General features: G+C 38.8%; 19 protein-coding genes and 1 tRNA gene. 7 read left to right on the top strand and 13 right to left on the bottom strand.

The genetic code is table 11. The features are described 5' to 3' along the window. Positions 1-64: 64 nt before the first annotated feature. The 5 genes from BFL47_RS08430 to BFL47_RS08410 all read right to left on the bottom strand — a co-directional run bounded on the left by BFL47_RS08430 (position 65) and on the right by BFL47_RS08410 (position 2,873). Positions 65-415 carry an ArsC family reductase gene (locus tag BFL47_RS08430; RefSeq protein ID WP_245681328.1) on the bottom strand — a complete coding sequence of 117 codons (351 nt, stop codon included), beginning with the start codon at positions 413-415 and terminating at the stop codon, positions 65-67. Further along, the gene (gene pth, locus BFL47_RS08425; RefSeq protein ID WP_069659355.1) at positions 416-985 is read right to left on the bottom strand and encodes an aminoacyl-tRNA hydrolase; all 570 of its coding nucleotides are present in this window, start codon (positions 983-985) and stop codon (positions 416-418) included. A 128-nt stretch (positions 986-1,113) separates the two neighbouring features. Next, a complete protein-coding gene (locus BFL47_RS08420) occupies positions 1,114-1,695 on the bottom strand; it encodes a 50S ribosomal protein L25/general stress protein Ctc (RefSeq protein WP_069659354.1) in 582 nt (193 codons plus the stop codon). Between the two features lie 16 nt (positions 1,696-1,711). Continuing rightward, positions 1,712-2,671, bottom strand: coding sequence for a ribose-phosphate pyrophosphokinase (locus BFL47_RS08415; protein WP_069659353.1), 960 nt, complete (start codon positions 2,669-2,671; stop codon positions 1,712-1,714). A 131-nt stretch (positions 2,672-2,802) separates the two neighbouring features. Continuing rightward, positions 2,803-2,873: transfer RNA gene (locus BFL47_RS08410), tRNA-Gln, on the bottom strand. A gap of 312 nt (positions 2,874-3,185) precedes the next feature. On the opposite strand from BFL47_RS08410, the gene BFL47_RS08405 reads away from it, so the two are divergent. After that, on the top strand, positions 3,186-6,212 hold the full coding sequence (locus BFL47_RS08405) for a glycosyltransferase family 117 protein (protein ID WP_069659352.1): 3,027 nt from the start codon (positions 3,186-3,188) through the stop codon (positions 6,210-6,212). A 71-nt stretch (positions 6,213-6,283) separates the two neighbouring features. On the opposite strand, the gene BFL47_RS08400 is transcribed toward BFL47_RS08405, so the two are convergent. The 3 genes from BFL47_RS08400 to BFL47_RS08390 are packed head-to-tail and all read right to left on the bottom strand — an operon-like array spanning position 6,284 to position 11,732. Then, complete coding sequence (locus BFL47_RS08400) at positions 6,284-7,237, bottom strand: acetyl-CoA carboxylase carboxyltransferase subunit alpha (RefSeq protein ID WP_069659351.1); 954 nt, start codon at positions 7,235-7,237, stop codon at positions 6,284-6,286. 47 nt (positions 7,238-7,284) lie between these two features. Then, on the bottom strand, positions 7,285-9,216 hold the full coding sequence (locus BFL47_RS08395; RefSeq protein ID WP_069659350.1) for a tetratricopeptide repeat-containing sensor histidine kinase: 1,932 nt from the start codon (positions 9,214-9,216) through the stop codon (positions 7,285-7,287). Positions 9,217-9,263: 47 nt separating this feature from the next. After that, complete coding sequence (locus BFL47_RS08390) at positions 9,264-11,732, bottom strand: helix-turn-helix domain-containing protein (RefSeq protein WP_069659349.1); 2,469 nt, start codon at positions 11,730-11,732, stop codon at positions 9,264-9,266. A 192-nt stretch (positions 11,733-11,924) separates the two neighbouring features. On the opposite strand from BFL47_RS08390, the gene pruA reads away from it, so the two are divergent. Further along, positions 11,925-13,556 carry an L-glutamate gamma-semialdehyde dehydrogenase gene (gene pruA, locus BFL47_RS08385; protein WP_069659348.1) on the top strand — a complete coding sequence of 544 codons (1,632 nt, stop codon included), beginning with the start codon at positions 11,925-11,927 and terminating at the stop codon, positions 13,554-13,556. Between the two features lie 99 nt (positions 13,557-13,655). Here the strand turns inward: pruA and BFL47_RS19765 are convergent, their stop codons facing one another. The 4 genes from BFL47_RS19765 to treF form a co-directional block, all read right to left on the bottom strand. Continuing rightward, on the bottom strand, positions 13,656-13,847 hold the full coding sequence (locus tag BFL47_RS19765; protein ID WP_069659347.1) for a hypothetical protein: 192 nt from the start codon (positions 13,845-13,847) through the stop codon (positions 13,656-13,658). A gap of 72 nt (positions 13,848-13,919) precedes the next feature. Then, positions 13,920-15,233 carry a sensor histidine kinase gene (locus tag BFL47_RS08375; RefSeq protein ID WP_069659346.1) on the bottom strand — a complete coding sequence of 438 codons (1,314 nt, stop codon included), beginning with the start codon at positions 15,231-15,233 and terminating at the stop codon, positions 13,920-13,922. Continuing rightward, the gene (locus BFL47_RS08370) at positions 15,230-15,913 is read right to left on the bottom strand and encodes a response regulator transcription factor (RefSeq protein WP_069659345.1); all 684 of its coding nucleotides are present in this window, start codon (positions 15,911-15,913) and stop codon (positions 15,230-15,232) included. The genes BFL47_RS08375 and BFL47_RS08370 overlap by 4 nt, the downstream gene beginning before the upstream one ends. A 254-nt stretch (positions 15,914-16,167) precedes the next feature. After that, a complete protein-coding gene (gene treF / locus BFL47_RS08365) occupies positions 16,168-17,757 on the bottom strand; it encodes an alpha,alpha-trehalase TreF (RefSeq protein ID WP_069659344.1) in 1,590 nt (529 codons plus the stop codon). 149 nt (positions 17,758-17,906) lie between these two features. Between treF and BFL47_RS08360 the strand changes: the two genes are divergently transcribed. Both BFL47_RS08360 and BFL47_RS08355 read left to right on the top strand, forming a co-directional pair. Then, positions 17,907-19,151 carry an aspartyl protease family protein gene (locus tag BFL47_RS08360; RefSeq protein ID WP_069659343.1) on the top strand — a complete coding sequence of 415 codons (1,245 nt, stop codon included), beginning with the start codon at positions 17,907-17,909 and terminating at the stop codon, positions 19,149-19,151. A gap of 281 nt (positions 19,152-19,432) precedes the next feature. Next, positions 19,433-20,026, top strand: coding sequence for a YceI family protein (locus tag BFL47_RS08355; RefSeq protein ID WP_069659342.1), 594 nt, complete (start codon positions 19,433-19,435; stop codon positions 20,024-20,026). 43 nt (positions 20,027-20,069) lie between these two features. Here BFL47_RS08355 and BFL47_RS08350 read toward each other — a convergent pair whose 3' ends face one another. Then, positions 20,070-20,840 (bottom strand): MBL fold metallo-hydrolase, encoded by a 771-nt coding sequence (locus BFL47_RS08350; RefSeq protein ID WP_069659341.1) that lies wholly within the window; start codon positions 20,838-20,840, stop codon positions 20,070-20,072. Between the two features lie 96 nt (positions 20,841-20,936). Between BFL47_RS08350 and recJ the strand changes: the two genes are divergently transcribed. The 3 genes from recJ to BFL47_RS08335 are packed head-to-tail and all read left to right on the top strand — an operon-like array spanning position 20,937 to position 24,914. After that, the gene (gene recJ / locus BFL47_RS08345; protein WP_069659340.1) at positions 20,937-22,646 is read left to right on the top strand and encodes a single-stranded-DNA-specific exonuclease RecJ; all 1,710 of its coding nucleotides are present in this window, start codon (positions 20,937-20,939) and stop codon (positions 22,644-22,646) included. 1 nt (position 22,647) lies between these two features. Next, positions 22,648-23,400, top strand: coding sequence for an LPS export ABC transporter ATP-binding protein (gene lptB, locus BFL47_RS08340; protein WP_069659339.1), 753 nt, complete (start codon positions 22,648-22,650; stop codon positions 23,398-23,400). Further along, complete coding sequence (locus BFL47_RS08335) at positions 23,397-24,914, top strand: GH3 auxin-responsive promoter family protein (RefSeq protein WP_069659338.1); 1,518 nt, start codon at positions 23,397-23,399, stop codon at positions 24,912-24,914. The genes lptB and BFL47_RS08335 overlap by 4 nt, the downstream gene beginning before the upstream one ends. The last annotated feature ends 7 nt before the right edge of the window (positions 24,915-24,921 follow it).

The raw sequence follows: 24,921 nt of genomic DNA, 5'->3' as shown, positions 1-24,921 counted from the left end.
AGATCATGCATAGTTAACGCAAAAATGATCTGAATATTTAAGCTAACCTAAAAAGATAAATAATTTATTGGAACAGCTCTTGATAACGGCTCTCATCGAACCCTAACAATACAGTATCACCCTGCTCAATAACAGGCCTTTTTATCAGGCTGGTCTTTTCTATCAACAGCGGAAAGGCTGTAGAGGCATCCACAACCGACTGCTGCGTTGTAGGATCTACGGTTCTCCAGGTGGTTCCTTTTTTATTGACCAAGGCCTCCCAGCCTACTTGTTTAGCCCATGAAGCCAGCTTCTCTTCCGAAACTACAACTTTTTTAAAGTCATGAAATTCATACGTTAATTTGTGTTCATCGAACCAGTTCAGTGCTTTCTGTACTGTACTACAGTTTTTGATTCCGTAAATATGTATCATCATTTATAGGTCGCTATTATTAAAACGGGTCATCGTTAGTTCAGGGCCAACGGTAACAAAACTTTCGATCATCTCTACCGAACGATCAATTAATGCGGGTAGTGCAGGACGCTCATCGTCATCGAAACCACTCAGCACATAGTCAATCTGACGCCCTTTAGGGAAATTGTCTGATATACCAAACCGAAGTCGAGCGTAATTAGATCCATTAAGAACAGATTCAATACTTTTAAGGCCATTATGACCGGCATTGCTTCCCTTTGGTTTGATTTTAACCTTGCCAAATGGAATGGCCAGATCGTCTACCAGGATCAGAATATTTTCAATCGGGATTTTGAGATCATTCATCCAATAATTAAGCGCTTTTCCGCTTAAGTTCATAAATGTGGTCGGTTTAATTACATAAACCTTTCTGCCTTTATGACTGTATTCCATGTAGTAAGCTAAACGGAGATTGGAAAAACTTATGCCTTCTTTTTTAGCAAGTGCGTCAGCAATCATAAACCCTATATTATGACGAGTATCTGCATACTCCTGTCCGATATTTCCAAGACCTACAATTAGGTATTTCATTCTACAAATGTAAATTAAAAGAGGAAATGAATAAACCAGCTATCTTTATAAGGTAGCTGGTTAAAAAAAAGAGGGGTTATCTCTACAGATAACCCCTCTTTTACGATTTTTACCGAATGCAAAAGATATTATTTACCCTTTACTGCATCCTGCTCTGCTTGTCTTAAAGCACGAGAAGTAGTTACAGATACGATAGTATCTTCTGGTGTATTGATTACATCATAACCCTTGAAATCTAAATCGCGTACACGTACTGCATGTCCAACATCCAATGTATTTATATTAACCTGAACGTATTGTGGCATGTCTGCAGGTAATGCTCTTACACGCAGTTTACGTAGTTTCTGAAATAGTTTACCACCCATTTTAACACCTGGAGATGTACCTGTTAATTGAACAGGAATCTGCATAACAATAGGTTTGTCAAGCTGAAGCTCCAAGAAATCAATATGTATGATCTGATCTGTTAAAGGATGGAATTGAGTATCCTGAATGATTGCCTGAGTAGTTACTCCGTCAATTTCAAGACCAACAAAACTTACATCTGAACTGAAGATCAAAAGTTTTAAGTCACTTGCCAAAACCGAAAAATGAGTCTGGCCTTTTCCACCATAAAGAACTGCAGGCACTTTACCTTCGTAACGCAATTCCTTTGCGTCGCGTTTCCCTACGTTCCCTCTAAGGGAACCGCTAATAGCGATAGTTTTCATATTTATATATTTATTGTTAGGTATTCAAATTTTGTTCTACACTGAATAATCCGCTTATAGATCCATGCTCATGTACTATTGAAATAGCTTTAGCAAAAAGATCTGCTGTAGAAAGGACTTTTATTTTATCAGAAGGTTGTTTTAAAGGAATCGTATCAGTAACAATCAGCTCTGTAAGGGCCGAATTTTCGATCGTTTCGTAGGCCTTACCTGAAAGCACGGGATGCGAACATACTGCTCTTACACTGCGTGCACCGTTTTTCATAATCAATTCCGCTGCCTTGGCGAGTGTTCCTGCCGTATCACAAATGTCGTCCATCAACACAATGTCCTGACCGGTTACATCTCCGATAATGGACATGGATTCAATTTCATTGGCTCTTTTACGCCGTTTATCACAAATCACTACTTCCGCATTAAAGAATTTAGCGAATGTACGTGCCCGGTATGAACCGCCCATATCAGGTGAAGCAATAGTAAGATGGGGTAAACTAAGACTCTTTATATAAGGGACAAAGATGACGGAAGCATCCAAATGATCTACAGGGATATCAAAAAATCCTTGTATCTGTGCGGCGTGCAAATCCATAGTCATGATCCGATGAGCTCCGGCAGCAGTAAGTAAATTAGCAACCAGCTTGGCACCAATCGCTACGCGTGGTTTGTCTTTACGATCCTGTCTTGCCATTCCAAAGTATGGCATCACAACCGTAATGTAATGGGCTGAAGCTCTTTTTGCTGCATCAATAAGCAACAAGAGTTCCATCAGGTTATCGTAAGGCTGATTTGTGGATTGAATAACGAATACATCACATCCGCGAATAGATTCATTATAAGAAGGTTGGAATTCTCCATCGCTGAAACGCGATGTAACAACATCACCAAGTTCGATTCCATAGGAACCTGCTATTTTAGCAGCTAGTGCTGTAGTGCCTGAGCCGGCGAATAACTTAACGGGATTGGATCTGAGTGGCATTTTAATCGTTCGGACAGTGGATCTTATGATTACTATATAAAGAACTCAAAATATTTTATTTATGACAACATAAATTCGAACTTTGAATTGAATGTACACTTTTCAAGCGATCAGAAAATCCGAATTGTTTGTTGCCCGACCAGGATTCGAACCTAGACAAACGATACCAAAAACCGTTGTACTACCTTTATACTATCGGGCAATCTTCCATTTATTAGTTTTTCCTTCTAAATGGAATGCAAATATAGGAGGATTAACCTGTTAATGCAACACATTTTTTCAAATAATAGTTATCTAGATGCATTTCGCTTTTACTGCTCCACTAACATCCTGTTTATCAAACACAAAAACTTTATAAAAAAACGTTTAAGAGTCAATATCAAATCTTCACAGAACAGCTGTATCAGGTATTGCACAAAATTGATTACTAAAATGTGTTAAACCTCTCCTGTAAAACTTGGTAATTAAATTCAATTCATTAATTTCGGGCTCGATATCGATACTGGTATAATATATGAATTACAATAAAATCAACAACCTCTTCGGCTGGCTATGTTTTATAATCGCTACTGCGACTTATATAATGACCGCAGAGCCCACAGCAAGTTTTTGGGATTGCGGTGAATTTATCGCTGCTGCTTATAAACTACAGATTGTTCACCAACCCGGTGCTCCATTATTTCTGATCCTTCAAAAGATATTTTCACTCCTTGCCGGGTCAGACGTAACCAAAGTAGCTTATTGGATGAATGTAGGATCAGCTCTTTCAAGCGGGGCAACTATCCTCTTTCTATTCTGGACCATCACAGCGCTTGCTAAAAAGGTGATCTATAAGACGGGAGAAGAATTAAAACCCGCTACGCTGATTACTATAATAGGATCTGGACTCGTAGGCGCACTTGCTTATGCTTTCTCTGATACCTTTTGGTTCTCTGCAGTTGAGTCTGAAGTATATGCCATGTCCTCTCTCTGTACAGCCATCGTATTTTGGGCTATACTGAAATGGGATGCACATGCTAATGAAGTTGGGGCAGACAAATGGCTTATATTTATTGCCTATGTAATAGGCCTGTCTATAGGAGTACATCTACTTAACCTGCTTGTAATACCGGCAATGGCTCTGGTATATTATTTCAAACGATCTAAACAACCTACAGGTAAGGGTAGTCTCCTTTCGTTATTTGCAGGGATTGTGATATTGGCAATTATCCAGTACGGCATTATCCAGTATTTGGTCAAATTTGCTGCTTACTTTGACTTGTTCTTTGTGAATACACTGGGCATGGGCTTCGGAAGTGGTGTATTTGTATTTGCTTTATTAGTGGTAGCTGCTACAACTTATGGAATCATTTACTCCATAAAAAGCGTCAAACCGCTATTAAATCTGGCTTTAATTTGTTTTGCCTTTATCATGTTGGGCTATAGCTCTTACGCCATGATTCTTGTACGTGCAAAAGCTAATCCAGCCTTAAATAATAGTGCCCCCGACAATGCATTTGCCTTTTTAAGTTACCTGAATAGGGAACAATATGGAGATCGTCCATTATTATATGGACAGTATTTCGATTCGCAGGTTACAAATTACGAACAGAACGATAATATATACCGGAAAGGTGATTCTAAATATGAAATTGCCGGCAGAAAGTTCTCAACTGAATATGATCGCAATACCCTCCTTCCGAGGATGTACAGCGACGACCCGCAACATGTAGGTTATTATCGCGACTGGATGAAGCTGGGAGAAACTGAAAAGCCCACTTTTTCTGATAACCTTGGTTTCCTGTTTTCATATCAAACTGGCTTTATGTATGCCCGCTATTTTCTTTGGAACTTTGCAGGTCGCCAGAACGATGATCAGGGACAAGGAAACTATACATCAGGAAACTGGATCTCAGGAATAAAACCAATAGACGCCTTAATTTTAGGCTCTCAGGATAACCTTCCTCCTAGCATTACCGAAAACAATGCGCATAACCGACTCTTTTTCCTTCCTCTTATATTGGGATTAATTGGTGCCTTCTGGCATTTCAAACGCAATCAAAAAGATGCAGGCGTAGTTGGGTTACTGTTCTTCTTTACGGGAATGGCCATTGTTTTATATCTGAATCAAAATCCACTCCAGCCAAGAGAACGTGATTATGCCTATGCCGGGTCTTTTTATGCATTTGCCATATGGATCGGTTTGGGGGTTACCGCTATTGCCAGCTGGCTGTCGAAGCGTATATCCGCCAAGGTTGCCGGCATCGGTGCCACCGTTATTGGTTTATTGGCTGCACCGGTATTAATGGCTTCACAGGAATGGGATGACCATGACCGCTCAGAAAAATTCACTACCCGCGATTTTGCAATCGATTATCTACAATCCTGCGCTCCAAACGCCATCCTCTTTACTTATGGGGATAACGATACCTACCCGCTTTGGTATGTACAGGAAGTGGAGGGTGTTCGCCCCGATGTGCGTATAGTAAACTTAAGTTTGCTGGGCACGGATTGGTACATCCGCCAGATGAAGGATAAGATCAACCAGGCAGAGCCGCTACCAATTACCATGCCTAATGCCAAGTTTGTTCAGGGAGTACGGGACGTGATCCGGTATTACGATTACAAATTGGCAGATCCTATTGAGATGAAGAGTCTTTTTGAAGTACTAACATCAGATAATGAGAACGATAAGTTCCCCGTTCAGCAGGATGGCACTAAAGAAAATATTCTTCCTACCAAAAGCTTTAAAATTACCATTGATCCGGCACAGGTACTGGCTACCAAAACAGTTAGTTTAGCTCTGAAAGATAGTATTACGCCTGTAATGGAATGGACCTATAACAAGAACTATGTAACCAAGACAGAATTGGCAATGATTGATATTCTTGCTCATAATGACTGGAAACGTCCTGTTTATTTTGCAGTTACGGTTCCTTCAAGCAATTATATAGGTTTGGATAAATACCTTTACAATGAAGGTTTTGCGTACCGGCTTTTACCTTTAAAAACTGCAGTAGCTGACTCTACGAAACAAGAGCCGGAACTTATTAATACCGATCAGATGTACAATAATCTGATCAATAAGTTTGTATGGGGTAACATGAAAAATGCCCATTACCTTGATCCTGAAACGACAAGGATGATCGCAACGGTAATCAAAAGCTTCAATACACTGGCAACCAAATTATATGAACAAGGTCGTATTACAGAAGCCAAAAAGGTAATAAACAAGTCTCTTGAAGTTGTTCCCGATAAAAATTATCTGTTTTACTATATCCTTCACCGGTATTATACAGCAGATCTGCTTTATAAGGTGGGTGAAACGAAGGCTGCAAACAAATTGGTTAAAAATACCAGTGACTATATCGGGGCGGAATTAGGATACCTTGGTGGATTGTCAAATAGCAGACAAAAGTTCGCGATGAACGATATTCAGTTAGGAATATCCGTTTACAATGAATTGCTCAAAATCACTGAGGCTAACAAACAAACAGCGCTTCATGCTGAAATTCAAAAACAATTTACAAACCTGCAAAGTAAACTTTCATTAAACTATTAGCAGCACGATTAGGAATAAACAAGAAAGGCCCTGAATATTCAGGGCCTTTCTTGTTTATTCCTAATCGTAATTTATTCAACTACCACTCCCATTGCACAGAATTTATCAATTCTTTCTGTTACAACCGTGTCAATATCTTTAGCCTTTAGTTCAGCTAACTCTTTCAGAATTCTTTCTTTCAGGATTCCACCCATCATCGCAGGGTTATAATGAGCACCCCCTAAAGGTTCTGGAATTATTCCGTCAATCAACCGATTCTTAAGCATGTCATCTGCAGTAAGCTTCAGACATTCTGCGGCACGCTCCTTAAAATCCCATGTGCGCCATAATATGGCTGAGCAATTTTCAGGGGAAATAACCGAATACCAGGAATGTTCCAACATCAGTACCTTATCCCCTATTCCAATTCCTAATGCACCACCTGATGCACCTTCCCCAATGATCACACAAATGACGGGAACTCTCAGAACAGACATTTCTAACAAGTTACGTGCAATAGCTTCGCCTTGGCCACGTTCTTCCGCTTCTAAACCGGGAAATGCTCCTGGAGTATCAATCAAAGTAATAACAGGTTTATTGAACTTTTCCGCCAGCTTCATCAGGCGGAGTGCTTTGCGATAACCTTCAGGATTAGCCATACCAAAATTACGAAACTGACGTAATTTCGTATTCGTACCCTTTTGATGACCAATGACCATCACAGTCTGCCCGCCAATAGATGCAAAGCCTCCAACTATTGCTTTATCGTCTTTAACAGTTCTATCACCATGCAGCTCAATGAAATCCTGACACATCATTTCGATGTATTGCAAGGTATAAGGTCTTTCTGGATGCCTGGAAATCTGTACCTTCTGCCAACCTGTAAGATTAGAATAGATCTGTTCTCTTGTCGTATTTAACTGTTGATTAAGCTCTTCAAGCGTTCCGCTCATATCAACTTTCGTCTTTTCAGCAATCTGCTGAACTTTCTCTATCTGCTGTAGAAGATCAGCTATAGGCTTTTCAAAATCAAAGGATGTAGTCATTTTCAAAAACAAATAATCAAGCTAAGGTAGGAAATTGAAGACAAAAATTATGGTTTAATCACATTCGATAAGAAAATAGTGAATTCTGTGCCTTTGTTTATTTCACTCTTCACTTCCATTTTCCCTCCATGCTTGCTGATAAGGTCCTTGCATATTAACAGTCCGAAACCCGAACCTGATTCTTTATGTGTTCCCCTTGTAGTAAAATAGTTCTTGCTTAATACTTTTTTTAACGCTTCATCAGTCATGCCCACGCCGCTATCGTGCACATGAACACAGAGCTCAGCGCCTTCCGTTACATAAATTTTCACAAAGCCCTTTTCAGTAAATTTGATTGAATTGGAGATCAGATTCCGGAAAACTACCTTCATCATTTCAAGGTCGCCCGATATGTTAACACGATCCTGAATATCATTTATGATAGTAATACCTTTTTTACTGGCCGAAATTTCCAGTTCATGACTGATCTCATTAATAAGGATTCTTAAATTGATTAGCTTTGATTCAATTTTCTGTCCAGCCATCTGACTCTTAATCCAGAACAATAGGTTATCCAGCAAGGTCAGGGATCTCACATACTGGGTATCCAAATCCTTCAAAAGTTGATTCATCTCATCAACACTCAAATAATCGCCATCAATAAGATCCAAAATCCCTTTCGTATTAGCCAGGGGCTGTCTGAGATCATGACTAATGATCGATAGAAGCTTATCTTTCATCTTGTTTGATTCCTCCAGACTGCTGTTCTGACCTGAGATTTCTTGATTCAAAGTCTTAAGAGAAAGAATATGACTTTGAATAACGATATTACTACTCATTAATTCCTTGCTGTAGGCTTTGATCTTTATATAATTCTTATACCATAAAAGTACGACTACAATAAATATAACAAGACCAAGACCTACCACTCCGAGAATCATGCTGACGTATTTTGCGTCCTGTTGTCCCTTAAGAATTTTCTTTTGAAATAAAAATCGCTCCTGCTCCTTTTCCCTTAGAATTTCCATAAAATTCATGGCGTAAACCTTTTCCTTCTCCAAAAGTTTCTGATGTCTTTGGATAAGCACCTGTTGCCACTCAATGACTTTCTCCAGTTTTTTTTGCTCTTTATATATAAGGCATAAACTACTAACGGCATCAATTTCCAGCTGCGCAGCTGAAATTGATCTGGAAGCAACTATGGAAGATTCAAGTAGGTTTTCTGCCGTTGCATAATCTTTCATTTTGATTGCAATGATTGCCAATTGATTTTTAACCAGCGCAATACCATAGTTATCTTTGTTCTTAATATCAAAAGCAAGGGCTCTTAAAAAATAGATCTTTGCATTATTAAACATTCCGGTACTGCTATTCACCAGTCCTATATTGTAACACGCCTTTTTTATACCATATTCATAATGAATTTTACTGGCATCAAGCAACGCCGCATTAAAATAGTTCATAGCAGCAACCTGATTACCCTGATTCATCAGTATTGATCCGAGGCTATTCTTCATATTAATGATATCCTCTTTCTTGCTTAATAAGGTGAAGTATTTCATCGCTATAATGGTCTGACGCTCTGCCTCTCTATAGTTACCACTCTCCATACTGATACTACCAATCTGTTGATTGGCTCTGGCAATATTCATGGAGTCACCATTTTTAGCGCTGATATTTAACGACTTATAATATAATGTTAAAGCACGTTTAAAATAACCATTCTGCTGATATATACCTGCTTCGGTTAACAGAGCTGTGGCAATTCCATTTTCATAATTATTATTTTCAGCCAGATAGGATGACTGATAAAGAATATCAAGCGCTCGGGTAATATTATTTCGCTTCACCTTAAATGCCAAATCATTCAAAGAATCAATAGTTTTGATTATAACACTGTTGGCTTTGGGATACTTTGCCATATCCGTACCGGCAGAACAATTAAGTACGGTTAGGCAGCAAATGCTGAAAATGATAGGTTTAAAATATTCTTTAATCACAATTTGTGTTTAAAACTGTTGGTTATCTTGCATTCGTATTAATAAGATCAAACCGTAATCTGCACATATTCTAAGTGCTTCATTACCGCCCGTATTTCTGAATAGGTCACTGCATCACCAAGTGCTCCTTTAATATCGTTAATGGATTCAGGATGATGTGCTTTAATATATTTTGCAATACTATTTGCCTTTTCTTCTGGCACCATTTCATGAATCCCAATAACCCCGGAGCCAATATAAAATGTTATATGGGATTCTATAGTACCTACACTGAGACTCCTTTCCGTAGCGATCTGCTGGATATTTTTTCCCGATCTAAACAAATCAAGAGAAACTTCCTTTGTATCAATTTTAACCTTCGTTTCCTTAAGTTTAATTTCCATAGGATGCCTGTCGATTCCCTTATTCTCACAGTATGAAGCGATCATCTCCAATATATCTTTTCCAAACGATTTTACTTTCGTTTTGCCTATTCCATTTATCTTCTCCAATTCTTCTGCTGTGGAAGGTAATTGCTCGACAAGCTCAATAAGTGATTTTTGAGGCAGCACAATATATACAGGAATATTCCGATCCGCTGCTATATCTGATCTCCATTTCCATAAAGTGGAATACAACTCAGCATGAACATTAGTAGTTATAGGGGGTTTCCGTGTTGCAGGAATGACCTTTAAGGAAGTTTCATAGTCAATATCCGCATTGGCTTTTGTCTTCAAATACCCCAGCGTATTAAACCCACGGAGGCCAAAACCCAAGGATGTCACTTTAATAAACACAGCCTTCTTTAGCCGCTCCGAAGCATCACCCAAACTCTTTTTTATAGCCTTGTTATCGGTTTCCAAACTAAACTTCCGAAAGGCCTCCTGAAGGATAACCTTTGTTTTCTCCACAAAATAAACACAAGCCTTTTTAACTCTTTCCTGTAGTACTTCATTTTCCTCAGGAATGTGGTCCTCCTGAAGTAATGACTGCAACTGTTTTTGAAAAGAAGCAGCTATCAGGTAGATTTCTTTCTCCGCGGCTTCTCTCATTTCCATCAAATCATCCGCAAGGGAAGGAGCAACGATCCGGTCATTATCCTGTACGATCTTCTGAAACTGAAAGAAATACTGCTTAATATCTTTATAGTCAAAGAGATCAAATAATAAGGATTGCTGAAATGAGATCTTGGAAAGATTCAGTTGCTTTTCGCCAGGCTCATTATTGCTCGCGTTACGAGTATACTCAGCAACAGTGCCATCTGTTTTTACACTTGAGGAGGAGATTGCTGAACTCAATACCATGCCTTCAAAGCTTTTGCAACGACTTAGCGCGACATAAACCTGCCCATGCGCAAATGCAGCATTCGCATCAATAATCGCACGTTCAAATGTTAAACCCTGACTTTTATGTATGGTTATTGCCCAGGCCAGTTTTAAAGGAAACTGACTAAAAGTACCAATTACACTTTCCACAACTTCTTTCGTTACAGGATTTAAGGTATATTTTATATTCTGCCATTCTGCCTTTTGCACGGCTATATCTAATTGGTCATCGGGACATTTAACATAAATGGTATCATCAGTTAAACGAATAACCTTTCCAATTTTACCATTATAAAATAGCTTTTCTCTGGAGTTGTCATTTTTAACAAACATGACCTGTGCCCCAACTTTAAGTTCAAGATCAACAACCGTAGGATAGGAATATTCAGGAAAATCCTGTTCAACCTCAGCTATAAACGTTTGGACTTTCACCTTAAGCTGAAGGAGTTTCTTCACATTTATTTCCTGTGCAAGATTATTATGCGTTGTCAATGTAATATAACCCTGTTCATCCGGCGGATTGAACCCTGGAATGTATCTTTCATTCAATTTATCCAATACAGTCGCATCAATTGCATTTTCGCGAATACGATTCAAAAGATCAATAAAAGCGGTGTCAGACTGTCTGTAGATATGTTTTAACTCAATACTAACCGGTAAACTTCTTTTAAGAGCTTTACTGTTAAAAAAATAAAGATTAGGATAGTAGTCCTTGAGGATCTGCCAGTCATCCTGCTTAACGACTGGCGAAAGCTGATGCAGATCACCAATCATTAATAATTGTAATCCACCAAAAGGTTTAGAGTGATCCTTATACCGGCGCAACACTTCATCGATTCCGTCCAATGTATCCGCCCTAACCATACTAATTTCGTCGATAACTAAAAGATCGAGACTCCTAATCAGATTAATTTTTTCTTTATGAAATCTATTGGCATTAAAAGAGGTATTTCTTTTCTGAGGAGGATTACCAGCATCTTCGGGGATGTAAGGACCAAATGGTAATTGGAAAAACGAGTGAATAGTCACCCCGCCTGCATTGATCGCTGCCACCCCTGTTGGAGCAACAATAGCCATCCGCTTCACCGAATATTTTTTTAGCTCATGTAAAAAGGTGGTTTTTCCAGTTCCTGCTTTGCCTGTTAAAAAAATATTTTTATCTGTAAATTGCACAAAATCAGACGCTAATTGCAATTGAACATTGCTTTCCATATCAATACACTAAAATATTTTTAAAGCTCAGGTAACTATAAATTATAAAGTGCAATATAGGCAAATATTGTCATTTGAAACTGATATTAATTGGAGGATTGCCTGGATTGTTCTGCTATCGTTTTCAATTACAAGACAATCCTTTTATATGCTTAAAGGTTTAATATCTTTACACCTTAAGTTTTTTAAAATATGACAAAAGGTTTTTTTAATGTCCCAACACCGGTAAATGAACCGGTAAAAAACTATAGTCCGGGTAGCCCTGAACGATCTTACTTAAAAGAAGCAATTTCTGTAGCCTATTCTCAACAGGCCGATATACCCATGTACATCGGTGGAGAAGAAGTGCGCACTGGTAATAAATTAGCGATAAGGCCTCCCCACAATCACCAATTTGTGCTAGGACACTTTCATCAGGGTGATAAAACGCACGTAAAACAGGCCATAGATGCTGCATTAGCAGCAAAGGCTGGCTGGGAAAATCTAGCCTGGGAACAAAGGGCTGCTATTTTCCTTAAAGCTGCCGACCTTATAGCAGGTCCTTACCGCTATAAATTGAATGCGGCAACCATGCTTGGCCAGTCTAAAAACGCCTATCAGGCAGAAATTGATTCCGCATGTGAGCTTATTGACTTCCTTCGTTTCAATGTAAAGTACATGACCGACATCTATGCGCAACAACCCGTTTCTTCAAAAGGAACATGGAATCGCTTAGAACAACGTCCCCTCGAAGGATTCATATTTGCATTAACTCCCTTTAACTTCACTGCCATTGCAGGAAATCTTCCTACAGCTCCTGCCTTGATGGGTAATGTGGTCGTATGGAAGCCCGCTAACACCCAGGTTTATGCAGCAAGCGTAATTATGGAAGTACTTAAGGAAGCCGGTTTGCCCGATGGCGTAATTAACCTGATTTATGTATCCGGACCTGATGCAGGGGAAATTATTTTTCAACACCCAGACTTTGCCGGTATTCATTTTACCGGATCAACAGCCGTATTTCAAAACATCTGGAAAACAATTGGAAACTCCATTCATAAATACAAGACCTACCCCCGTATTGTAGGCGAAACTGGTGGTAAGGATTATATCTTTGTTCATGGATCTGCCAATCTTAAAGTTGCCAATACAGCACTCGTTAGAGGAGCCTTTGAATATCAGGGACAAAAATGCTCTGCTGCATCCCGGGCTTATGTAGCGAAATCGATCTGGCCTGAACTTAAAAAGCTTTTGGTTTGTGATCTTGCTAGTTTGAAAGTTGGACCTGTCGAAGATTTCAGAAACTTTATTAATGCTGTTATCGACGAAAAATCTTTTGACAAATTAGCAGCTGCTATTGATCAGGCAAAAGCAGATCCAGGTGTAGAGATCATCGCTGGTGGAAAATACGATAAGTCTAAAGGCTATTTTATAGATCCCACTATTCTCGTCACTCAAGATCCTTCTTCAGTGACCATGTGTGAAGAGATCTTCGGCCCTGTTCTTACCCTCTATGTTTATGATGACGAAAAGTTGGATGAAACTATTGAGCTGCTTGACAAGACTTCTATTTATGCACTTACCGGCGCAATCATCGCTTCGGATCGGTATGTGATTGAAAAATTGACCACTGCCCTTCGGAATTCTGCAGGCAACTTCTACATTAATGATAAATGTACTGGAGCTGTTGTAGGACAGCAGCCTTTTGGTGGTGCCAGAGGTTCTGGCACGAATGACAAAGCAGGTTCTATGATCAACTTGTTGCGCTGGGTTTCTCCCAGAACGATAAAAGAAACTTTAGATCCGGCTACAGATTACCGTTATTCTTTTCACGAAGACGATTAGCTCAATCTTGGTTATATTTAAACCAGTTTATATATATAAAAGAGAATGCACCCTAATCGGAGCATCCTCTTTTATTTTAAGCCTTCCCCTACTGAAATATTAATATTTCTTTGCTGGAGTTTTTACAGTTGTTTTTGACGCGGGAGTTGTAGTAGTCACCTTCTTAGTCATTTTCTTGTGAGACATTGTTTTGTGCGCTACTGGTTTTGATGTTGTAGTACTAGGTGTAGTTTGCGCAAATGCACCTACTGAGGATGCAACAAATGCTAATGCTAAAATTAATCTTTTCATGATATATACTATGTTTGTTATTTGATATCTCAAAGTTCCAAACGGTACATGAAGATTGAATGAAGACAAAAGCTATTTCGGAAAAATAATATTCACCTGAGTTCCTTTACCCTTTTCGGATTGAATATCAAGCTCCAGGTGATGAAAACTAGCTATACTTTGTGCAATAGACAGGCCTAAACCGTAACTATCTTCCTTTTTTGACTGAAACTTTTCAAATCGTTGGAAAGCATTTTTTACCTGATTCAGCAGCATTCCCTGACCTGAATCTCGCACAGTAAGCATAAATTGACCATTTGCATGATTCCCATTAATGGAAACTGATCCAGAGTGACGATTGTACTTGATCGCATTATTCACGATATTCATTAACAACGTATGAAACAAGTAACGGTTACCTTTAAAAGCATGATCTTCCTGCAGGTCAATTGTAAACTTTAAATCCATAGTCACCAAACGGTCTTCCATTTCCTCATAAACTTCGTCCACAACCTCCTTTACAGAGATCGTATGCAGCTTATCATATTGATTATTCTCCACTTTAGAAATCAACAAGAGACTATTAATAATTGATTTCAGACGAGTAAGTGTTTTTAAACAAGCAAATATTTTTGTCTCCCCTGCTGCAGATAACTTTTCGTCATTCAGCAGATTCTCCAATCTGGTGCTTAGTATCGTGATGGGTGTCAATAATTCATGCGAAACATTAGCGATAAATTCCTTTTCCCGGCTAAACATATCCGCCATTTTCTTCATCAGGGAGCTGATACTTTGATCCAGAATCCTAAAATCTTCTGTAGTAGTTTTAATACCCTCATAATTAAAGCTGATCGGATCGTTTACCTTATTGAGTTTCTGATCAATGATCTTGTAAAAAGGTGCTAGCAGAAATCCCGTAAATGCTAAATCAGTTACAGAGGTCAATATAATGGAGGCCAAAAGGATAAAAAAGGTATACATGGAAATGGTATGCTCCAGCTGCCCCAACGTAGAAGTCGTTTCGCCAAGCTCCAGTAAGTAGTTTTTGCCTTTATAAGTAAATTCCGCTATTAAAATCTGATACTCTTCGTCACTGCCCTCAATGGTACGGTTCCCCTGTCGGAAGTACTGTTTGGGTTTGATCAGATGAGCCGGTCCCCTCTTTAGTATAATATATTCCTCCTTTAGTAAGTTATAATCAGTAAAAGTTCCCTGTTGGGTTAACAGGTCATTAATCTCCATTGAAGAAAGATTCGAAATGAGTTTACTTTTTTTATGCAGGAGACGCTGTTGAATATGGTGGACTGAGATCCTGTTAATAGAAACTAGAATAAGCCCAGCCATGATCGTAATAATAACAACCTTAGTTAACGTATTATAAAAAGCGAGTTTTAGCTGCAGTTTCATCCGCCTACATTTATTCTATAACCAATACTTCTTACGGTTTCAAACCATTCATTAGGAGCAAACACAGATAGCTTCTTCCGTAGATTTTTGACATGCACATCTACATAATTTGAATCGGCATTGATCTCCAGAATATCTCCCCACACATGTTCAGTAAGGTTAATACGGGAAATTACCCTATTTTTATTCAATACCAGGTAATTAAAAATCTCAAATTCTTTTGCCGTTAAGCTTAAACGCTGCTGGTTAAAACTAACTTCATGATTTCTAATATCAAGTATAAAACCATGTACATTCACTTCATTCATCTTCAGGTTATGTTTCCTCCGGATGATAGCATGCATTCTGGCCAAAAGCTCCGTTAAGGAAAAGGGTTTTGGCAGATAATCATCCGCTCCAGCCTCTAAGCCCTTAATGCGATCTTCCACGTCTCCCCTGGCAGTAAGGATAATCACGGCATCTTCACGCCCTTTTAACTTTTTGAGCTGATGCAGCAATTCAAAACCATCTCCTCCAGGCAGACCCAGGTCTAATAGTATAAAATCATATGTATTTTCAGCTATTTTATCTTCAGCAGACGATTTCTTCCAGGCATTTTCAATAGAGTAACCTTCCTTACGAAAAAACTCAGTCATCTCTAGGGCCAGATTCTTTTCGTCCTCTACAATCAGGATTTTCATGGTCTCAATATTACGCAAAAAACTGTTTTCATTCTGATAATTTACCTAAAGATTCCCTTTGAAATAAAAGGTATTATTTTAATTCTCTGCATACAGATTCAGTTGATTTAAAGCCTGTTTTTTTTTTCTGTTAACGCTTGGGAACTAAAAACAGATCACCCAAAACTTTTATAAAGACGAAATATACTCTTGATTTGTCCTAGCATAAACCAACCCTAATAGCCTTTATCTATACATATTCCCTGATTTTTACTTCAATTAACACCCCGCATCTTTTGTCTACTCATAATCTTCATTAATACCCCATTAGTCCAGCCAAATCCATCCTGAGTCGGATACTCCCCTCCCCCTGCGGTCAATGTCGTATCCATCACATTATACTTCTCAAGCAGTTTTCCGGTTTTATTAAAAACACGGATATTCTGCTGACTCCAGCGTTTAGCAATTTCGCGCGAAAGATCTTCTTTTTTATAATTGGATAATCCGGCTATAGCCATCCATTGCAAAGGAGCCCAGCCATTTGGCGAATCCCATTGTTGTCCAGTATCAGCAAGTGTAGTAACTAGACCCCCAAGCTTTAAAAACCTATTCTGAATCATCAGCGAAACACTATCTGCCTGCCCAAGGGAGGCCATATTGAAGAACAAAGGATATACGCCGGCCAGACTAACAGCTGGGGTCATTTTAGAAGCTTTCCAATCATAGTCCCTAAACCACCCGGAGCCCTGATCCCAGCAATACTTAACAATTGCCTTCTTCCGCTTTTCTGCAGATTGAATCATAAACTCCCCTGCTTTTTTATCACTGCTTGTCCTGTAAGATCGGGCGAGCATCATTTCCATGTGGTATAAAAGGCAATTCAGATCGACAGGTATTATATCAGTAGTATGAATCGTTTTTAATGTTTTACCATCAGAAAGCCATCGGCTGCTATAGTCCCAACCAGATTCTGCTCCTGAGCGCAAATGCCTGTACACCTCTTTTTGGGACAATTTACTTTGAGCAGCAGCGGTTATATCTTCAGTGTATGCTTCTTCACGAGGCCAGTTACCTGCATCATAATATCGGTTTAGCTTTTCACCTCCAGGCATATATACTACATGTAAGCTGGCACCCTCTTTTGCTCCCTTATCATCCATCCAAAAATGATATTCCCTTTCCAGCGCATCTTTATTTGAGGCAAGCACAGAATCACTTTTAAGCTTCTTATTATCCATCAACAACTTCAGCATCAGGGAGAAATAGGGGGGCTGCGAACGGGTTAAATAATAGGTCCGGTTTCCATTAGGAACAAAGCCGTAGGTACGTATCAAATAAGCGAAGTTATTAACCATATTTTCTATGAGATCCACCCGCTGACTTTCTTCCAGACCAAGCATGGTGAAATAAGAATCCCAATAATACACTTCACGGAACCTTCCTCCCGGTACGATATAAGGCTGAGGTAGTGCAATCAGTGAACTGTATTGATTATACTTATCCGGCCGGCGTTTTAAAACATCCCACAAGGTGTTAATATGAGCCTCAACACCCGCATTTATATCACTCTTATAATTTTCTGCAGCCTTCTCTGGTAAAGTAAAGTTTTGTTCTACAAACGTTTTCAGATTAAATCCGCTTTTTGTCTTCTGCTGTTCATAGTCCTTTAATATATCCGCCGGATCTCTATTAGGGATACAATCCGGAAAGGTTTTGCTATCAGAAAACAAATGACTTACTTGTACTGCACCAAACAAACCAGGATATAGGTCCATTGGTGACTTATCTTTCATCTGCACATTTTGTCTGCAGGAAGCCATCACAAATAACAGTAATACAAAAACGAGTTTGGAATGAACATGCATAAATTATAGCGATTTATATGAAACAGTAAATGTAGGATAAACACCAGGTTGATCGATAAAAAACACACCTTCTGATAGCACGGATCCTAATGAGATTGTCCCTAATGTAAAGTAAAAATTATGTATTTTTATATGCCAGTTGTAATCTTATGATTGCTTTAAAACCATATTTAAAGGTAGTTTTAATTGTACTACATATTTTTTATTTAGAAAGCCAAATCGCTTGTGCTCAGGAATTTTATTTTCTAAATCAGAAAAAACAACTATCCATAGCTTTTAAATTGGTTAAAAACCTGATCGTTATCCCAGTAAAGATCAACCAAAAAGGGCCATATAACTTTTTACTTGATACAGGAATAGGGATGTGCCTAATCACCAATCCCTCGTTAATTGATTCATTAAAATTGAAGAACCTGGGGTCGATCAGAATAACCGGCTTTGGTCAGGGAGATGAACTGAGAGCATCCATTGCTCCGAAAATCTCTATGCAGATTGGAAAAACAAGAACGGACTCTATCCCTGCAATTATATTAAATAATGACCTTTTAGAACTATCCGAAACATTAGGTATTCCTATTTATGGACTAATTGGCTATGATTTCTTTAATAGTTTTATAGTAGAAATAAGATATTCAACACAACGATTGGTCCTTCACCCTTTTGAACAAGGTTTTAAAGAGAGGAAACACATCCTCATCCCCATATCTTTAGAAGAAAAAAAGCCTTATGTCTTTGTTACTATGAAATCCGATAATGGCACCACCATTCCTCTTAAATTAATCATTGATACAGGAGCCGGCCATGCCATTTCTTTAGAAAATTATAATGGAAAATCTTTCCTTTTACCCAAAAAAAACATCAAGGCCAATCTGGGAGTTGGGCTTTTGGGACCTATAAACGGACATATTGCCCGGATTAAAAACTTAAAGATTAGCAAATTCACGCTTAATGATGTGGTATCTTCTTTTCCAGAATATAATGAAACGGTAAAAGGATTTGTATACCCTAATAGAAACGGAAACTTGGGTAATCCTGTTCTTAAAAAATTTCAGGTAACTTTTGATTATAGCCGCAATCGCATCTATCTGAAACCATCCAGCCACTTTAAAGAACCTTTTGAACACGACATGAGCGGTCTTGAATTAATCACTATAGGCCCTGACTTTAAAAGGATCTTCATCAGTCGGGTTGAACCTCTTTCAGCTGGGGAAGACGTTGGCTTGCGTAGCGAAGATGAAATACTAAGCATAGATTTTAAACCGGTAAAAGAAATAGGATTAGAAGAAATCAATGCCCTTTTTAGTTCAAAGGATAATAGAAGTTTTATATTAAACATCCTGAGCAAAGGCACAAATAACAGGTACATTATTCTAAAATTAAAAAAGAGAATCTAGTAGAAAACAATCAGTCTCAGGTTCACTTTCTTGTTGTGCTATCTGAAGAGAAAGTTTTCTCGATACTTTACCGGATATTTCTGAATTTCTATAGCAATAAAACTAAATTTAAATTACACACCTGCTTATTAAGCATATTTTATTTAAACAACTTTAATCCGGACACTGAGTCTTATTTCAAAATCGCATATATGTTACTATTGTCATATTAAAACAAATACCTGTTTAAACATCTATTGTTCATTTCTTAACCCTATGTTTGCCTCATAAATAACAAAAAAATGAAATTAGCACCCGTATTAGCCCTAGCAGCAATTGCTTTATTTTCCGCATTTAAGCCAGCTTTAAAATCAGAAACTTTTATTATTGATACCAAAGCATCATCAATTGCATGGCATGCTGAAAAAGTAACAGGAAAACATAACGGAACAATTAAGTTAGCATCAGGAAACCTAGTTTTTAACGGAAGCAATCTTCAAGGTGGATCTTTCATAACAGATATGAAAACAATCTCTGTTACCGATCTTGAAGGCGAATACAAAACAAAATTAGAAGGTCATTTAAATGCAGAAGATTTCTTCGGAACTGCAAAATATGGCACCTCAAATTTCAACATTACCAAAGTTACACCAGCAGGCGCAAACCAGGTTACAATTACTGGAACTCTAACGATCAAAGGAATCACTAAACCATTGTCATTTCCTGCAATCGTAAAAAGAGAAAAAAATGCAGTAGTCGCAGTAGCACAAAATGTTAAGATTGACAGAACACAATATGATATCCGTTATAATTCAAAAAGCTTTTTCGCCAGTATTGGTGACAAGGCTATAAGTGATGAATTTACGTTGTCTATCAATCTTGTAGCCAAGAAATAATAAGTCAAACTAAAATAAAGAGGCCTTATAGGCCTCTTTATTTTTAAACCTTCTTGATTTTAAAACTTCCATCTATTTCTTCTACCCTACCCAAAGCACCACTTTTAGCATGGTAAAAGAGGCACAACCAATTCTCTTCAGCAGCTAGCTTACCATAGTGGCTACGCAATTCCAAAGATCTCGCTCCATCATAATCATACTTTGCTTTAAACTTTCGAAGTAACTGTTCCGGTTCCGGTAATATATCTGCTCCATAAAAGGCTTTATCCCCATTCTCATTCAGCAGAAAGACCTGGTGATACTTACAATGTCCTCCAGTTACCTCATAACTGATCTGATCGGTTAAAGCTCCATCTCCTTCTATAAAACGGATACTTCCACTGCGCTGAACAATATCAAAAATATCAGTGTGATAAGAGGCCGACTCGCCACTATATGCCGTTTCCCACTCATCTCTATTGATCACATATTCGGCATGAGGGAAAGACAACTGCCATTTGCCATCATTCTCATACACCATCCCTGCAGCATGATCAAAGTGAAGATGGGACATCAGCACCATACTTACATCATCAGGATCGTATCCAGCCTTTCGGATATTTTCATGAATAACCAGCTTGCCGGCTTCGTTTTTATAACCTAACCCAGTATCTAATAAGATCAGCTTACCGGCTATTTCAACTAAAAAAGGTTGCACATAAATAAATAAGGAAGCAGGCCTGTCTTTAGGATTATCTGTTTCAGGATTAAATGGAATAAATTTTTTAGAGCTATCTACGGAATAGGAACCCTCAGTCAATGCGTATACTTTCACGGTAAATTGTATGAGTTGACAATGAATTGCTTATAAACAGGTGAGGGTAAAATAGCGTTTTAAATAGTATCTTTACCCCACAACCTAAACAAAGATATGCAAAAAAGGTGGGCAGAACAGGAGTTAAAGGACCTGAAAGCTGTTAAGGAACTTCAGGATCAACTTAATATTGACGAAGTTCTGGCAACGCTGCTGGTAAACAGGAATATTACTTCATTTGAAGATGCCCGAAGTTTCTTCAGACCGGAATTAGCGCAGCTACATGATCCCTTTTTAATGAAAGGAATGGATATTGCTGTGAGCCGGATTCAACAAGCACTCCTTTCAAAGGAAAAGATTTTGATCTATGGCGATTATGACGTAGATGGTACCACCTCCGTTGCACTTGTATTTGGTTTTTTTCGTAAGTATCATTATCACATAGACTATTATATCCCCGACCGTTATAAAGAAGGTTATGGCATCTCTACCGAAGGAATTGATTATGCCCATAAAAATGGCATCAGCTTAATCATAGCATTAGATTGTGGTATCAAATCCGTTGATAAGGTAGAATACGCTAATAGTTTACATATAGATTTTATCATCTGCGACCATCATCTACCGGGATGTATTATTCCGGATGCAGTTGCCGTACTCGACCCTAAACAGCCAGACTGCTCTTATCCATATAAAGAACTTTCCGGATGTGGTATAGGATTTAAGCTGGTACAGGCTTTTGCCATGGAAAACAGCATCCCTTTTCAAGAGCTTGAATGTTATCTGGACCTTGTAGTAGTCAGTATTGCATCTGACATTGTTCCTATAACAGGAGAAAACAGGGTACTTGCTAAATTTGGACTTAAACGTTTGAATACCTCACCATGCCACGGCATGGCCGCATTGATTGAAATAACAGGTAAAAAACAATATACCATATCCGATGTGGTGTTTACCCTCGGACCAAGGATCAATGCTTCAGGAAGAATAGATGATGCCCGGCATTCCGTAAATTTGCTGATCTCCGAAAACAGAGATATCGCACGCGCACATAGTCATATCATCAATATCAAAAACACGGAACGAAAAGAGCATGATGCCTCCATTACAGAGCAGGCTCTTGCTATGATTGCTGCCGACCCTAATCTATTGAAGCGAAAAACTACCGTTGTTTATAATGAAGGATGGCATAAAGGCGTTATTGGAATAGTAGCTTCCAGGCTAACAGAAAAATATTACCGGCCAACTATTGTACTTACACAGTCGAACGGACAGGTTTCAGGATCTGCGCGCTCTGTTATTGGATTCGACCTCTATGAGGCCTTAAATTCATGTAGCGACTTATTCGAACAATTTGGAGGTCATAAATATGCTGCCGGTATTACACTCAAAACAGAAAACATTCTTGCCCTGCAGGAAAGATTTGAAGATGTGGTATCAAAAACAATTCCTGACGAACTTTTGGTACAGGAGTTAGTCATAGACGCTAAGCTCCAGCTTGAAAAAATTGACGGTAAGTTTTTTAGAGTATTAAATCAGTTCGCTCCATTTGGACCGCTAAATTCTACACCCATCTTTATAAGTGAACAAGTAACATGTATAGGACATGCCCTTGTAGTAGGAAACAATCATATTAAAATGACTGTTAAACAAGGAGATTCAAAGCCATTTGATTGCATTGGATTTGGCTTAGGGGAGTCACTCGATATCATTAATGAAAATCAGGAATTTGATATTTGTTATACCATTGAGGAGAACGTTTGGAAAGAAAAACGTTCCATCCAGTTAAATTTGAAGGGTGTAAGACGAACACCTCAGCACCAATAAAATGATACTTAGAGCAGAAAACTTAGTTAAAAAATACAAACAGCGTACTGTTGTAGATCACGTTTCCTTTCAGGTAGCACAGGGAGAAATAGTAGGTCTGCTAGGTCCTAACGGAGCAGGTAAGACCACATCATTCTATATGATTGTGGGATTAATAAAGCCTAATGAAGGGAATGTTTATCTGGAGACGGAAGACATCACAGGCGACCCCATGTACCGCAGGGCACAAAAAGGGATAGGATACCTTGCCCAGGAGGCTTCTGTATTCAGAAAACTGAGTGTGGAAGATAATGTGAAAGCCGTACTCGAGATGTCGTCATTAAGCAAAGCGGATCAAAAACATAAATTGGAAGAGCTACTCTCTGAATTTAGTTTAAACCGCGTACGTAAAAACCGCGGTGACCTTCTTTCAGGAGGCGAAAGAAGACGTACAGAAATTGCCCGTGCTCTTGCTGCTGAGCCGAATTTCATTCTGCTGGATGAGCCCTTTGCAGGGGTAGATCCGATAGCAGTAGAGGAGATCCAATCGATAGTTTCCAGATTAAAAGACAGGAATATTGGCATTTTAATTACCGACCATAATGTTCAGGAAACGCTCTCTATCACAGATCGCGCTTATTTACTAACAGAAGGTAAAATTATGCTTGCCGGTACACCACAAGAAATTGCAAGTAATGAAATGGCCAGAAAGTTTTATCTTGGACAGCATTTCGAATTGCGTAAAAAAAAGAACAACAACACTAACCCCTTATGACACTTGTAAATACGATTGTGACCTGGTTCATGAAAAAACGAATGGATCAGATTGAGCTATTTATGAATCACCCTCATGATGTTCAGGATGAAGTGTTCCGCACGCTTATTTCTTCGGCTAGGTCTACCGAATGGGGGAAGTTATACCACTACGATTCCATCTTTAACCAACAACAGTTTAAAGAACGCGTGCCCCTCCAGAACTACGAGTCGCTAAAGCCTTATATCGAGAGGATGATGCTTGGGGAGCAAAATATCCTTTGGTCTACCGAAGTCAAATGGTTTGCCAAATCATCTGGTACCACAAACGACAGAAGCAAATTTATTCCTGTAAGTAAAGAATCACTCGAAGAATGCCATTACAAGGGCGGTAAGGACATGATCTCTATTTACTGTAATAACAGACCTGAAAGCCAGTTATTCACCGGAAAATCACTAGTTCTTGGCGGAAGTCACCAAGTGAATAATTACAATGCAGATATTTCATTCGGTGATATATCTGCTGTACTAATCAAGAATCTGCCTATATGGGCAGAGTTTCATCGCACCCCTGATATGTCCATCAGCTTGATGGATAATTATGAAGAAAAGATTGAACTGATGGCTCAGGCTACTAAGGATGTAAATGTGACCTCAATAGCTGGTGTGCCTACCTGGACCATTGTGCTTGCCAAAAGAATTTTGGAAATTACGGGCAAAAACGACCTGCTGGAAGTATGGCCAAATCTGGAGCTTTATATTCACGGAGCAGTTAAGTTCGGCCCTTATCGGGAGCAGTTCAAAAAGCTGATTCCTTCTCCTTCCATGTATTATCTGGAGACCTATAACGCTTCAGAAGGTTTTTTTGGCATTCAGGATTTACCCGATTCTGAAGAAATGTTACTGATGCTGGATTACGGCGTATTCTATGAATTTCTTCCCATGGAGAATTTTGCCGAAGAGAACCCTCCTACTAAAAGCCTGTCCGAAGTTGAGCTAGGTAAAAATTACGCCCTTATCATTTCTACAAATGGTGGTTTATGGCGTTATGTAATTGGTGATACCATTAAGTTCACCTCTATTTTACCCTACCGTATTCAGATTACCGGCAGAACCAAGCAATTTATGAATGCATTTGGCGAAGAAGTAATTGTTGATAATGCTGAAAAAGCATTGACGGTGGCCAGTAAAGAAACAGGTGCCATTATACGCGATTTTACAGCTTGTCCTATTTACTTTAGCGACCATGCAACAGGTGGACACGAGTGGATTATCGAGTTCGAAAGCCTTCCGCAAAACATGGAACACTTTACCGACATTCTAGATCAGACACTAAGGGAAATAAATTCAGATTACGACGCTAAACGCTTTAATAATATAGCTCTGCAGCGTCCTACCATTCATGTTGCCCCTCAAGGAACATTCTATACCTGGCTGAAGAATCGTGGCAAGTTAGGCGGTCAGCATAAGGTACCCCGACTCGCAAATGAACGGAAGTACGTGGAACAGATTCTGGCTCAGATGAACGGCAACTAAGTAATTA

The sequence above is a fragment of the Arcticibacter eurypsychrophilus genome (genome assembly GCF_001730525.1).
Taxonomy (GTDB): Bacteria; Bacteroidota; Bacteroidia; order Sphingobacteriales; family Sphingobacteriaceae; genus Arcticibacter; species Arcticibacter eurypsychrophilus.
Note: the sequence above shows the minus strand (reverse complement) of the source record. Positions and strands in the feature narration are given on the sequence as shown.